At 40.4% G+C, this 14,020-nt stretch carries 8 protein-coding genes; all 8 read left to right on the forward strand.

Annotated features, from left to right (window positions below; genetic code table 11):
- Positions 1-1,204 precede the first annotated feature (1,204 nt).
- Positions 1,205-4,636: a hypothetical protein gene (locus tag DBR32_RS12425; RefSeq protein WP_124636659.1), complete on the forward strand. Its 3,432-nt coding sequence runs from the start codon at positions 1,205-1,207 to the stop codon at positions 4,634-4,636.
- Positions 4,637-4,671: 35 nt separating this feature from the next.
- Entirely contained in the window at positions 4,672-9,324 is a 4,653-nt protein-coding gene (locus DBR32_RS12430; RefSeq protein WP_124636660.1) for an RHS repeat-associated core domain-containing protein, read from the forward strand.
- 7 nt (positions 9,325-9,331) lie between these two features.
- On the forward strand, positions 9,332-9,640 hold the full coding sequence (locus DBR32_RS12435; protein WP_124636661.1) for a hypothetical protein: 309 nt from the start codon (positions 9,332-9,334) through the stop codon (positions 9,638-9,640).
- Positions 9,641-9,742: 102 nt separating this feature from the next.
- On the forward strand, positions 9,743-9,934 hold the full coding sequence (locus DBR32_RS12440) for a hypothetical protein (RefSeq protein ID WP_124636662.1): 192 nt from the start codon (positions 9,743-9,745) through the stop codon (positions 9,932-9,934).
- Positions 9,935-10,435: 501 nt separating this feature from the next.
- Positions 10,436-10,735, forward strand: coding sequence for a magnesium and cobalt transport protein CorA (locus DBR32_RS12445; protein WP_124636663.1), 300 nt, complete (start codon positions 10,436-10,438; stop codon positions 10,733-10,735).
- A gap of 196 nt (positions 10,736-10,931) precedes the next feature.
- On the forward strand, positions 10,932-11,438 hold the full coding sequence (locus DBR32_RS12450; RefSeq protein ID WP_124636664.1) for a hypothetical protein: 507 nt from the start codon (positions 10,932-10,934) through the stop codon (positions 11,436-11,438).
- A 10-nt stretch (positions 11,439-11,448) separates the two neighbouring features.
- Complete coding sequence (locus tag DBR32_RS12455) at positions 11,449-11,973, forward strand: sel1 repeat family protein (protein ID WP_124636665.1); 525 nt, start codon at positions 11,449-11,451, stop codon at positions 11,971-11,973.
- Between the two features lie 960 nt (positions 11,974-12,933).
- Positions 12,934-13,887 carry a hypothetical protein gene (locus DBR32_RS12460; protein ID WP_124636666.1) on the forward strand — a complete coding sequence of 318 codons (954 nt, stop codon included), beginning with the start codon at positions 12,934-12,936 and terminating at the stop codon, positions 13,885-13,887.
- Positions 13,888-14,020: the final 133 nt, after the last annotated feature.

Here is a 14,020-nt window from a genome sequence, read left to right on the forward strand (position 1 = left end):
TCACCAATACAAGAAACGTTTCATATTAATAAAATCCATTACGGCTTAATGCCATCTCCACTCCCAAGCTGCCTTCTTCCAATTGCGCACAGGGCTTCCGTTTGTATATCTTCAATTAAGTGCGGTATAGCATTCAAAGAATGCGCGCGCCTACTCTACAGGACACCCCGCATTCACAAAATAGATTTGCACATGGGCAACTGCAGGAGGGATACATGCACCAAATCCCGAACAAGCCTTAGCCATATTATTGCACTTTATTAAGTTCCATTAAGGCCAGAACATCCGCCTCATCATAATAAAATACCCCCCTACAAACCATGCCTTTAGCAAGCCATACAACCCCGTACTTAAGAAAAACAGCGGCATGAAAATCGGGATCAACCAAAACAATTCTCGTGATGCAAATGACACTCATTGAGATGATACATGGACTAAGGACAAGTCCAATTTTCTGAGCAAATACTAAGCCTTTAACTACATAAATCAAGCTTAATGAGAGGGGTCAAATTAAATTGGTACAAAAAAATAAACACAAATTATTTTGCAATTATGGAGATCAAAATGCAAACCGAACTAAGAGAATAAACGGTCATAAAATCGCTATAGAAACCCTTCCCCTTAAATGAAATTTCCCCAAAAGAAAAGGGAAAAAAGAAAACAATTGAAACATGGGATCGAGCAAACTGAGCGCTATAAATTCCCGAAGGGTGTTTTGCTGTTTTTTACAGCAAAACATTATGCGCGCGCAGTGCCGTCCGATCCTATTATATTGGCTGTCTTTTAGTGCTTTTCGGGAGTGGAAAAGAAGCACATAAATTTTAAAATAATGCTGGATTAAGGATAAACGTTTGCTATATCAATACCTTTTATTAAGGGAAATGTGTTCAAAAATAAGTATATGTACCTGAGTACACTTTACACTTTCAAGATCAAAAAAACAATTTAATTATTTTAGTGAGATTTATTTCATGTTATTATCAAACATATGTATTGCTAATAGTGTTTATTAAATATTTATTCTATATAAAAATTATTTTTCGTGTTCTCCGTATAGTGATTTACTTTTGCTCTTTTTTAACAAATATTTTCAATACGCTTTTTTCCCTTGCCAGATGTAGCAACTTGCCTTGCTGCTTTCTTTTTGGATAGGAAAGATTCCGAATCTTTTATTAATAATCAATCAACAATAAAATAATAGAACATGGTAAAACGCTCCGTTAAAAACGTAGTGCTGCTGTTGTGCTTTCTGGCAGGAGCCGGAAGCGGCTACAGCCAGGATGTGAGTAAGCTTTATAGCACCGATCTGTATACCGGTGTGGCTAATGTAAATATACCAATAACTACCTACCAGTTAAAGAACAATGATTTGGGTGTTTCCCTTTCCTATAATACCAAAGGTGTTCCCGTGCGGGAGTTTGCCGGTGTTGCCGGAACGCACTGGTCGCTCAGTACGGCGGGTTCGGTAGTAAGATCCGTCAAAGGGCTGCCTGACGAATGGTATAGCGGCGGTGTCGAGCTCACCCCGGAATATATCAAAAGAGCAGATATGCTAATCCGGTATAATAACTATAAAGGCCGTCTGATTGTCAGTAAGGAAAACGGTAGCCAGAGAGCCGATCAGAACGTCTACCGCGACCCGGAGAGCGACGATTATTTTTTTAATGTAGGTAATGTCCAGTTCTCTTTCCAGGTGGGCTGGGACGGAGGTATCTTTGTGAGCAGCCAGGAACGGTACGAGGTTACTTTCCTGAACGGAGATCAGCCTTATGTGCATCCCAGCCAGGTACCTGCAATGAATACCGTACAGGAATTTAATATCAGGGTTACAGACAAGGACAATGGTCTGACCTATTACTTCAGTCCTGCAATCCGCGAGATCCGCAAAGTAACTCCTTATTTCAGGAATATTTTCCCCTTTCTGCACACGATGAACTGCGGTATTTATGATGTTTTATCTATTAAGGGAGAAGAGACAAGGATTGTTAATACCTGGAAGCTGGATAAAGTGATGAGTACTGAAAATGAACAGGTGTCCTATAGCTACAAAACCTTTATTATGCCCCTCGGATTTTCGGCCGACTCCTCCTGGACGCAAATTAAAGATGTAAGCAGTTCATCTGTGGACACCTTTGCCAACGGGAGCGCCAATCCTTACTTTTTGCGAGTAGACACTTTTTTACTGGTCAGCGGAATCGATTTCCCTTATGGTAAACGTATTACTTTGGAATACGATACCCTTAACCAGCGCCTGGAGTTTGCCGGCAGAAGCAATAACGGGATTTATCCTTTTTACCCAAAGCTGAACGCTGTATTATACCAGGAACAGGATAAGCAATTGAAATATCTCTTTGATTATAGCTATTTTCATACCCCATCTGCTGCCAATCCGCAAACCGAAAGTAATACCTACCTTAATGATGAACCTGATCGCTACAGCCTGAAGCTTAAAGGGGTCAATATATTGGATGGCACCAATGCCAATCCACTTTATACCTTTAGCTATAATGCCAACAAGCAAAGAAGATATGGTAAAGGACTGGATTTTTATGGATATTATAATGGCGGAACGACTGTATTGGGGCAAAAAGGACATTCCTTACCCGATCTTAGTAATCGTAATTCCGATGCCGCTTCCATGCAATATGGTATCTTAAACAGCATTACAACAGGCACCGGGAGCAAAGCCACCTTTAACTATAGCGCTCAGGAAGGGCTTAGTGCAATATCTTCGGCTCTTATCCCCTCCGGGGTCACCTGGTATGGCTCCGGCACCATCGGAGATGGCCTAAGGGTAAATTCTATTGAGATCAGCGATGTAAATGATCCGGGCTATAAAAATACCATAAGCTATACATATAGTGGCGGTCAGTATTTCCTTCCCGGAGGCATTTACGATATCAGCAGTCACTTCGCTAATGCAAGCGGCACAATACAGAAATTCTACCGCTATGAAAACTTTATGAACCCGGGTTATTTTGCACGAGGTACCAACCACGGTTACAGCAATGTAACCGAGACACAACGCAACATAGATAATCAGGTGTTGGGTAGTACCATATACCAGTTTACCAACTTTAAAGAAGGTGCCAGTGCTCCAAGGCTGCTCGTCGCCGGTGGCGGGCAATCCTATGTAGGCTTTCCGTTTACGCGCAAACAATATGTACGCAGTTGGGAAATGGGGCTGCCAGTCAATGTAAAAAGCTATGATAATAATGGCCTGATCCAGAAAGAAGAGCAGTATGCCTATAATTTTATTACCGATACTGGTAGCGCCATCAGCCTAAAAGTAAATGAATCAAATAATGTAGTGACCCATGTGATTGACGGACTAAGTGTCTACAATGATCCGGATGTACCTTGCGCCAATATCCGGGACTATAAGATCACCAAAGATCCCTACAGACCTTATAAAGGCTATGCTTTACTAAGCCAGAAAATAGCTCGTAGCTATGTCTCCAATACACAGTACCTTGCGGAGACCAGCACTTACAGTTATGACAGCAGGCAGAATATGAAAAGTGTTCGTCAGCAAAACAGCGATGGCAATTATACAGAACAGGTAAGTATCTATAACTACGATATTCCATCCGGCAGCGATGTGGCTTTAAGCAAAATGACCACCGATGATATGGAACGTATTGTGGCTTCAGAGACATGGTATAATGGCACCAATGCCGGTACCCGCAACAGCAGCTCCAAGTTATTAAGTGCATCAATTTATAAATATACTACTGCCAATAATACAGTGGTCAATAAAATAGTGTACGGAACGGCTTTAGATCAGCCGCTGGACTATGCAACCTATATGGGAAGTCAGCCCAATACTGCACAGCAAATTATCAACGCCTATACCAATCCCACAACTTTGCCGGCTTATCTGGAAGAAATGACCAATGTGCAGCTGTTTAATGAAAAAGGCAATCCTACAGAGACCTATGTGCCGCAATCCGATGCATATAAATCTATGATCTGGGATACCACTATTGGTAAGAAAATTGCGGATGTGGCTAATGCCAGGAGCACCGAGATTGTGTATGCCGGTTTTGATAAAGATGGGGAGCAGAACCTTTATTTTAACCCGCAGCACCGCAGTGTTTATAATGGCAACAGCATGAGTGTGCCTTCCATAAACTTTGGCATACCCGTCAATGCACCCTTGATTGGTAAGGGCGTATATGTACTGGAAGCCAATGCCGGTAGTAGCAAAGAAGTATATATCAATACCCTTGAAACCAATAAGGCTTACAGAGCTACTTTCTGGGCTTCTGCTAATGCGGTACCCCAGTTTGGGATAGAAGGCGGTACCCAGTTTACCCTGACAGAGATCGCGAAGAAAGGCGAATACAGACAATACGAAGTGCTGTTTACCCCAACAGCGGCCAATCAGAAAATCGGTTTCCATAGCAACAGCAGCAATATTGCCCTGGAAGAATTGCGTATCCACCCGGCCAATGCGGTGATGGAAAACTACCGGTACACGCCTTTATTTGGTACCTCGGTAACCACCGATGCCCTGGGCCGTATGACTTTCTATGAATACGATGCCATAGGCAGGATGGTATTCACCCGCGATCAGCTAGGTAATATCCTGATTCATACAGAGTATGGCATTAATAGCGATCCAACAAACTAAACCCGAATCAATAATCAGAAAAAGAATTGAATACGATGAATGTTCTTCAATCCAGATATATATATAGTTTATTGTTGGGCTTGCTCTGGGCAAACGATATTACAGAGGCCACAGCACAAGTAATAAAACCCAATATTCCCAAGTTAACCGAAACGGCTGTACCCGGCGCCTCTACGGTTACCATACCAATGCCTAACAATACGACCAAAGGACGGGTCAATTATAGCCGTACTTATGTACCAAAAATCCGTATAACGGATGTAGGACAAGTGCTTAGTGCCAGTCCGGATAAAGTAGTTGTCAGCACCACATACACCAATGCCCAGGGTATGGCAGAACAAAAAGTGATGCGCAATACCTTCAGAACCTCAGGGGGCGCATACCAGCATACCGTAATACCGGTAGATACCCGGTCTATGGCCGAACGCTATAGCTTTATGTCCTATTCCTCCGGCGAAAAGAGCTATAACCAGAGCGCCTATTTGGAGTCTATCAGTTATCATAATGGTATTCAGCGCCATCCTGAAGAATCAGGAAACCTGGCTACCGATGCGGTGATTTCTGTCGGATTGACCAAAAATACGGCTACGGCAAGTGAGCGCAGCGTCACAGACTATGCCCCCGGCAAAAGCCGCATAGGGCAGAATAGAGGTACAAAATCGACTGGCATTCTTAACCTGGGTGTAGATGCCGTTACAAAACCCGAAGCCAATATCCGCATCTGGACCATAAACAACGGAATACCGGTGAGTACTGCCGTTTATCCTGTAGGCAGCCTGCAGGGTATCCGCATCACGAATGTGGACGGGGCCACAAAAATAGCCTTTTCTGATCTTAGCGGCCGGCTAGTATATGAATGCACCTTTGTACAGAAAATAACCGATATCGATGGTAATGTGACCGCCAGAATATATGCCATCACCTATTATGTTTATGATCTTTTTGGCAGACTTCGGTTTACGATCAGCCCAAAAGCCGTAGATGCGATCAAGGCCAATTGGACCATGACAACCGATATTTTGAAAGAACTGTGTTTTGAATACCAATACGATGCGAAAGGAAGACAAATAGCCGTACATAAACCCGGAGAAACAGGTTTTACCGAACTGGTCTACGATAAAGTAGGTAAGACCGTGATGCGCCGTTCGCCTTTAGAAGCAGCCAAAGGCATCTGGGAACTGGTCTATTATGACCGCAAAAACCGCATTATCGCCACCGGTTTACTGACCGACAACCAAAGCCGTGCCTACTGGCAGGGTCAGGCCGCTACAGGCGGATCGGCCACGGCGACTACCCAGGCCCATTATTATATCTGGGGCGCCGGTAAAGGAAGCCTGCCGCCACAAACCGGTGTGACTAATACCGAAGTCCTGAGCTATAACTATTACGACAGCTATACCAATACTCCCTTAAGCAGCGAAACCCTTAGTAATACCTTAATCCAACCCTATTTGAGCACAGCGGCTACCGCAGAAGCCTATGTACAAGGCCCCAGTAGCTTTGCCCGGCTTACCGCTACGGCAGTAAAAGTGATCAAAGCACCCGGAGCCGGCACCGGTTTACAGGATTGGACCTATGGCAAAGTCTTTTATGACAGTATGGGCAGGGTAATCTATAGTATAAGCCAGAATGCTACCGGTGCTAAAGACAGCGCAGCCACACAATATAATGTAGCCGGGCAGGTACTGTTTAATATACTCAGCCATAACGCAAGCTTAAGCAGCGGCAATAAACGTAGCCTGCAGCTGACTAGCCATACCTATGAAGACTATAGCGGCCGCTTGCAGCAAAGCAACCGCAAGATCAATGACAAAGACTGGGAACCTATGGTGGCCTATACCTACGATGAAATGGGTAGGGTAAAAGAAAAGGTGTTCGGTAATAATGCTGAAAGCCAGCAGTATACCTATAATGTAAGGGGCGAGCTGACCGGGATCAACGAACAATATGCCCTGACCGGTAACAACGGCGGTAAAGGCGTAACCTTTGGAGAAGCCCTGCGTTACGACTACGGCTTTGAAACATCAAGATATGATGGTCAGATAGCCGGTATGTTATGGAGAGGCTCCGGCGGTGGCAATGTAAAGGCGAATGCATATGGATACTGGTATGATAGCACCGGGAAAATGACTCTGGCCAATTACAATGAAGCAGCAACATCAGGTAATAGTGTACCTACCGCCTGGAATGTAGATAACAAGAACTTTGCGGAGTCTATGGCTTATGATATTAATGGCAATATCATTAACCTACGTCGTAGCGGTATTGCGATGGTCTCCGGTAGCCTGAGCCCCGTAGCTTTGGACCGTTTAGTCTATACCTACCTGCCCAACAGCAATAAAATAGACAAAGTGATCGACCAGAACCCCAGCAATTACGGCGTGGGCGACTTCCAGCAAGGCACAGCTCAAGGCTATAGTTATGATGCCAGCGGTAACCTGACCGAAGACAAATCAAAAAGTATCACCGGTATCACCTATACCTTCTTTAACAAACCCCAGCAAGTAAGCTTCAGCAATGGCAATACCATCCGCTACAGTTACGATGCCGGAGGCAATAAAGTACAGGAAATCAGTATAGAAGGTGCTGCAACGACCAAACTGAACTATATCGCCAATGGCGTGTATAAAAACGAAGTCCTGCAATACCTGAGTACCGCCGAAGGGCGTACCGATATGAGTAAAGCCCAACCCCAGGAACAATACTTCGTTAAAGACCATTTAGGCAATATCCGCAGCATTATCGCTTCTGCCCTTACCGAGGTGATCGGCCCGGGAGGTACGGGAAGAACCCAAAACTATAGTGCCGGTTATGAAGCTGCCAATGCCGCTGTAGAAGAACAAGTGTTTGAAAATGTCAGCAATGTACGGGAAGAAAAACCCGGCAGCCTCAGCAGCAACGATACCAAAGCCGCCTTGCTTGATGCCAGTACCCAAGCCAAAACCGTAGGAACCTCTATTGTTTTAAAAGTAATGGCTGGCGATAAGATCAGCATCAATACCAATACCTTTTACAACAGCTTACAGCCCAATACCCCAACAGAAAGCACCGGAGAAAGCCTGTTTGACAATATCGTAAGCAGTATGGCGGGTGCCGCCAGCGCCCTTCCGGGTGGAGAGACCGGGATCGGCAACGATATGGCCAACCAGATGTTCAACAGCACCGAAGCCAAAGATGCCTATACCGCTTTACAGCAAGCCAGTGAAGACCCCAACAAACCCAAAGCCTTTTTAAACTACCTGTTCTTCGATGAAGACATGAAACTGGTGTCCGAGTACAGCCGCCTGTGGCAGGCTGATGGCGAAGGGCAGTGGAGAAAGATCGGTACCGAAGAAGAAGAGACCATCGAGATGCCTAAGAACGGATATATTGCCGTGTACCAAAGCAATCAGACCCAATCAGCGACATTCTTTGATAATATGTCCGTAACTTTAGAGCCCGGTGTATTGATTGAGGAGAAACACTATTACCCCTATGGTTTACCGATGGCCGGTATGGGCTCAGCCGCAGCAGGTTCTTTACTCAACCGTCAGCGCTATCAGGGCAATGAGTACAGAGAAGAGCAGGGACTAAGATGGATGGACTTTAACAACCGGCAGTACGATCCACAATTAGGCAGGTTCTTAAGCGTTGATCCTATGGCGGATGCCGGTGGGCAACAAGTATTAAGTCCTTATCATGCCATGGGCTGTAATCCCGTAACTACAGTTGACCCGATGGGCTTACAGGGCTTTCATATGAGTATGGCTATAGGTATGCAGGCCATGGACCCCTATACCGCTGCCTATTATATTGGCGGAGATCATGGACTGATAGAAGTTCTAAAGCAGCAGGATGAACTAATGGCTATTGTGGAACTGTTTTATCAATACGTCGGTTCGGGATTAAATGGAACGGCGGCTAGAACTGCCTTTGCCTCTTTGAGGAATGTAGGATTGAGTATCACACCATCAGGGGGAACGAATAACGGAAGTACCAGCACCCAGGGAGATGATGGCTGTCCGGAATGTGAGAATTTACTACCAGAAGTATTAGTTAAAGATACCAGGATTGAAAAGAAATCGAGTGTAGCCGCTAATGTAGCCTCTGGTTTTTATGATGGATTTAAAGGTACTGTAAAAGGAATCGTTAGTCCTTTTACTTCTCTGGAGGGCTATGTAGGATATATGTATAATACTCTTGGAGGAGGAATATCACAAAGCCTGGTAGATGGGGCCACGGAGATAATAACCAATTGGGACAATTATAGCGCTGCCGATGTACAGTATGGAGCAGGATACGCCTTGGAAAAAGTGGCCGAAATAGTATTGGTTAAGAAAGCATCTTTTAGTAAATTTGGTGCTGCAGCTGAAGGTGAAAGTACGACATTATTTCGTGCCGTTTCTAAGTCAGAACTTGATGATATTGCAATTAATGGCATAAGAAGTTCTCCAGGATATGAAACAGGAAAATTGTTCGCAACCTCTGCCGAAGATGCTACAAATTTCGGAAGATTAAATTTTGGTTTAGATAAACAACCGTTCACAATTATCAAGACATCAATTCCCAATAAGTATTCATCTATGCTTTACAGAGGTGAGATGGATTTAATGCAAGGTGTCTCTGTTCCCAATAACTTGTTTAACCAATTATCTAAGCCAAGCATTTTTAATCAAACCCCATTACCAAATCATCCTTGGATAAAATAAAAGTCAAATGAATAGAATATTTAAAATAGAAGCAGAAATAAAAATAAACAAAGAAGGTGGTAGAACTTGGCCTGTAAAAACAGGGTATAGACCAGGGTTTAAATTCATTAATAAAATGCAAACTTCCGGTTCAATACTTTTATTAAATACTGAAGATTTAAAACCAGGTGAAAAAGGAATTGTAGAAGTGAGCTTTATTTCTAATGAACTTTTGGGAGAAATTCACTTTGGAACTGAATTTAAATTTTATGAGGGACCTGTCGAAATCGGAGATGGTAAGGTACTGAAGGTGATTGGTTGGATAGAAAGTCACTAAGGGGATATATAAGCTAAAATATATTGGGCGTCTAGAGGATTCAAAGGTACCCTAAAAAGAATCGTTAGTCCTTTTACTTCTCTGGAGGGCTATGTAGGATATATGTATAGTACCTTTGGAGCAGGGGCAGCACAAAGCCTAGTAGATGGGGCTATGGAGATAATAACCAATTGGGACAATTATAGCGCTGCCGATGTGCAATATGGCGCTGGGTATGCCTTAGAGAAAGTGGCCGAAATAGTATTGGTTAGGAAAGCATCATTTAGTAAAATTGATGCTGTGGCTGAAGGGTGAAGGCACGACATTATTTCGTGCCGTTTCTAAGTCAGAACTTGACGATAATAACAATGTTCAACCAATTTTTCGGCATTTTATTTAAAGGGTTGTATACAACTATTCAACACGATCAAGTTAGCCAAATAAATTTATTTACCTAGTGCTCAACGATACAATAGGCTGGGCTTCATTCAGAATGAGTACATGATACTATAGTTAAAATGATACATTGCCGTTTAATACTGCCGCGGATTGGAGTATAAATGAAAAGAAGGCTCCGAAAAGAGCCTTCTTTTCGTTTATTATAGCTTATTAATAGACCTCCCTTAACCCACCAGCATGAGCTTTCCATCCTGATCAAACAGTTTAGAACGAACAAAGAGGTTGATCTTGCGGCTAATGCACACCACTGAAATGTGGAAGAATGGGAAAGCATATAATTTAGAAGTTCTTTATGATAAGGCAACAAACTCTATTTGGCACTTCATGTATTGGCCAAAATGAAATTAAAAAAATAGTATGTACGATAAAAACGATAAACGAAGATTATATTGGCTTATTGACCAGTATTTATCAGGGAAGATTAATGAACCAGTTTTTTGTAATGAATTTTATTATTCGTATGATTTAGAAGTGAATAATGACATTCTTACTGATATGGAAAAAGTTGCATTCGCAGAATTAAGCAAAGTTTCCAGCAGATTTTCTCAATACGAAGAAGACCATAAGCTAAATCCAAGTGCTTTTTCTACTGCGGAGGAATTGAGGCGAAAAATAATAGAAGTAAAAGGTAAATTACAATATCAAAATCCACTGTAGAGAGCTCTATATGCAGTTAAAATATAATTGCTCATCATTTGGTCAGCATGATTGACATTTTGTACCATGAATTTTTCATCGACACAAGAGATTAGTCATTGCGAATATTAAACTGCTTATTTTTAAAGTGCCTTTCAANNTTGAAAGGCACTTTAAAAATAAAATTGTAGTTGAGATAGGAGGATATATAAACTTTATGAATATGTCTTCGGATGTGCAGACTATTGATGCCTACACAGCAGTCTATTATAGTGAAGGAATAGAAACCTATTATAACAACAGCAGAATAAAAGGAGGATTTAGTAGTACATTAGGTTTTGCTATACCTATACCTTTTCCGGTATTTGGTCCTGCTGGTAGTTCTCCTTATCCGGGTGCCGCGCCGCTGGAAATACCAAGCGCAGAGAGTGTGGCCAATTGGGTTAAAGCGTACCCAGAATCAATTTCGATTATCTTCTTGGTAGATAGGATTTGGAATTTATTTTCAAGAGGTAGAGGTACTACTAAAGGAGAAAAAGGATGGCAAGGAGATTCGAAGGGGACTGATAATCCTTATAAAAAATGGAGAAAAGATAAAAATAATCCAAATAATGTATTAAAACCTAAAAATGACGGTAATGGTAGCTTTCAGTCAATACCCGAGCCCCCTGATTGGTCTGACTGGAAAACACCTGAAGGAGGAAATAAATCTAAAAAGAAATAATTTATCATATATGAATGAAAATCACAATAATTTATATCAAGATATTAATGATCTCCTATATAAATATAAGAATATACTTGATTATAATCAGTCAAAAAAGTTAATTAAGCTACAAATAGAATTTCTGGAGGCTGGTGCAAAGGAAGGCGATGATGCTGCTCAGTTTAATTTAGCTGTACATTATGCTGATAGTGGATATTTAAATCCAAACCCTTTTTATAATCCCTCAAAATATTATAAATGGATGAAAATTGCTGCAAAGAATGGGAATATAAGTGCAATTGCTAACTTGTCTGTTTGGTATATTTCTCCAGAAAATGGCAAAAAAAGCAATATTATTAAGGGATTACACTTATTAAAAGATGCCTATAACAAAGGAAATTATTTAGCGAGTTTAAATTATAAAGCATATATCAAGCAGCTAAAGAAGAAAAAATCTCAGTTAAAGACACAACTTCTTAAAGCACTGGGCAATTTGCCTGATAAGGGAGCCGCTTTTAAGAAAGAGCATCCTGATTTTGCAATTTACATCTAAAGTAACTAATGCACATATGTGGTAGTGTACTAGATATGTTGATTGCAGATAAAAGACCTTTTAATATGGAATAGTAGACGTTAAAATACCATAAAGAAAGCGAGCAATATAGATATTGCTCGCTTTCTTTATGGTATTAGTTTTGCCTTCAAATGAAAGGTTTTACCTATAGGTAGAAAGGATTATTATAGATATCAACACGTTTGATACACTACCACTTGGGGAATCAATGTTATATGATCAATCTCTTGCAGAATTAGATTTGTAGAACTCTAATTTGATTAGTCAATTTGAATTTGATGAAATTTGGAAGTTAACATGAATATGGTTCCTAAAATTAGAAACTGCCTCAAGCCAATTGACTTGAGGTAGTTTAGTGAATAGAGACTTCATCTCACCAGCATCAGCTTCCCCTTTTTATCAAACAGTTTAGAATGCACAAACAGGTTGATATTTCTACTGATGCGTTCTGTTCGCACCTTGTAATAGCGCTGCGTTGTACTGTATGAATACAATGACCACCGGATAGTACGGTTCAAGATGAAAAGAAATGATATGCTTTTTGGAAAAACCGCTGTAGGAAATGCGATTTAATGCAAAAAGGCGCAACTTAGTGCGCCTTCTGTGATCCCGCTGGGATCAAAAAATAGGGATGCTATAAACTTATAATCAACCAGTTGCGAAATTTTCATTCTGATTGGTAACCGAAAAGGTAACCGTTTCAAATGGTTTGATATGTATTAAAATAGATCAAATAACTGTTTATTCTACCATAAATATACAAGGATTATTTTGTTATGGCAAATTTCGCAGAAACTTTAATTATGCATTTAATACACAGGAACTCTTTGGGTTTAAAAGGCATTCAATTTTTCTAATAATATAAACTTTTGTAAATTTATTTTCCGGGACATTGGGGCTAGAAATGTCAAGATTATAATTATCAAACTTCATATACTAATGGATATTTCCTCTGAAATAAAAAAGCAAATCAACAACATAAAATTTGAGGATAATTCAGTTTATCTTGATCAGATATTAAATCATATCGACAGAGCTGAAAAATACTATATACAAGGACAGCAAGATGAGCATTTTTTTAATGATGTAATTTATAGGTCGAATCAAGCTTTTGAAGGTGCATTAAAGGAAGCATATAAAGTTTTAGCATCTAAAGAGGAAGGAGAACTTAACAATACAACTCCATATAAGATTGAAACTCATTTCAAAGAAAACTTAATTTTTAGAGAGAGAGTTTTACAGCTATTTGAGAACTATAGGCAAGAATGGAGAAACAAATCGACTCATGACTATAAAATAATATTCAATGAAAGTGAAGCTTTTATTGCGCTTACAAGTGTTTCCTCATTTGTTCATTTGCTCCTTAAGCAAATACAAGAAAAATTAGCATTTAACAAAGAACAAAAAATATTGCAAGAGCAAAAAGAAAGTTTAGAGCAATTAAAAAGAACCGTTTTGAAAATAAATATTACACTTGCGGAAAAAATTTCTAGGCTGTTGAATCAATTTATAGAAAGAAATGAATTTCTCACAAAGGAATCATTAACAGAGATAGAAATATTGGGAATGATTCACGGATTCTTATCAATGACTAACGATGAATTCGATATTGTTAGAGAACCAAAAATCAAAATAAATAATGGAATATTAAGACCGGACTTTATTATTGAATATGACAATGAAAAGGTTATTTTAGAAATAAAGAAGCGATTTGATAAACAAAGACTTGAAAGTGATAAAGAGCAGGTACTTTTGTATTTAGAGTCAACAGAGATAACACAGGGAATTTTATATTTTATTAAAACGGTTGAAGGGAAACCATTTGCGAGTATTTCTACAGAAACTTACAAACGGAATAATATTGAATATAAACTTTTTATTATAAAAACATGAATAATCATTTAGCTACTGGATTAAGTCCCTCTAAGAAGTAGGTCTACTATAAGTTGATATTGTATAGTTACCCGATAGAAATTTGATGAATCTTTTCATCAAAAAGTTTCATACCCTCTTAGTCTTTCAAATT

It is taken from the genome of Taibaiella sp. KBW10 (genome assembly GCF_003852495.1).
GTDB lineage: Bacteria > Bacteroidota > Bacteroidia > Chitinophagales > Chitinophagaceae > Edaphocola.

What these genes read in the sequence shown, in the direction of transcription:
- DBR32_RS12440 (WP_124636662.1), top strand. Translation starts at nt 9,743, where the DNA reads ATGTATAGTACCTTTGGAGCAGGGGCAGCACAAAGCCTAGTAGATGGG.
- DBR32_RS12455 (WP_124636665.1), top strand. Translation starts at nt 11,449, where the DNA reads ATGAATGAAAATCACAATAATTTATATCAAGATATTAATGATCTCCTA.
- DBR32_RS12450 (WP_124636664.1), top strand. Translation starts at nt 10,932, where the DNA reads ATGAATATGTCTTCGGATGTGCAGACTATTGATGCCTACACAGCAGTC.
- DBR32_RS12460 (WP_124636666.1), top strand. Translation starts at nt 12,934, where the DNA reads ATGGATATTTCCTCTGAAATAAAAAAGCAAATCAACAACATAAAATTT.
- DBR32_RS12445 (WP_124636663.1), top strand. Translation starts at nt 10,436, where the DNA reads ATGTACGATAAAAACGATAAACGAAGATTATATTGGCTTATTGACCAG.
- DBR32_RS12425 (WP_124636659.1), top strand. Translation starts at nt 1,205, where the DNA reads ATGGTAAAACGCTCCGTTAAAAACGTAGTGCTGCTGTTGTGCTTTCTG.
- DBR32_RS12430 (WP_124636660.1), top strand. Translation starts at nt 4,672, where the DNA reads ATGAATGTTCTTCAATCCAGATATATATATAGTTTATTGTTGGGCTTG.
- DBR32_RS12435 (WP_124636661.1), top strand. Translation starts at nt 9,332, where the DNA reads ATGAATAGAATATTTAAAATAGAAGCAGAAATAAAAATAAACAAAGAA.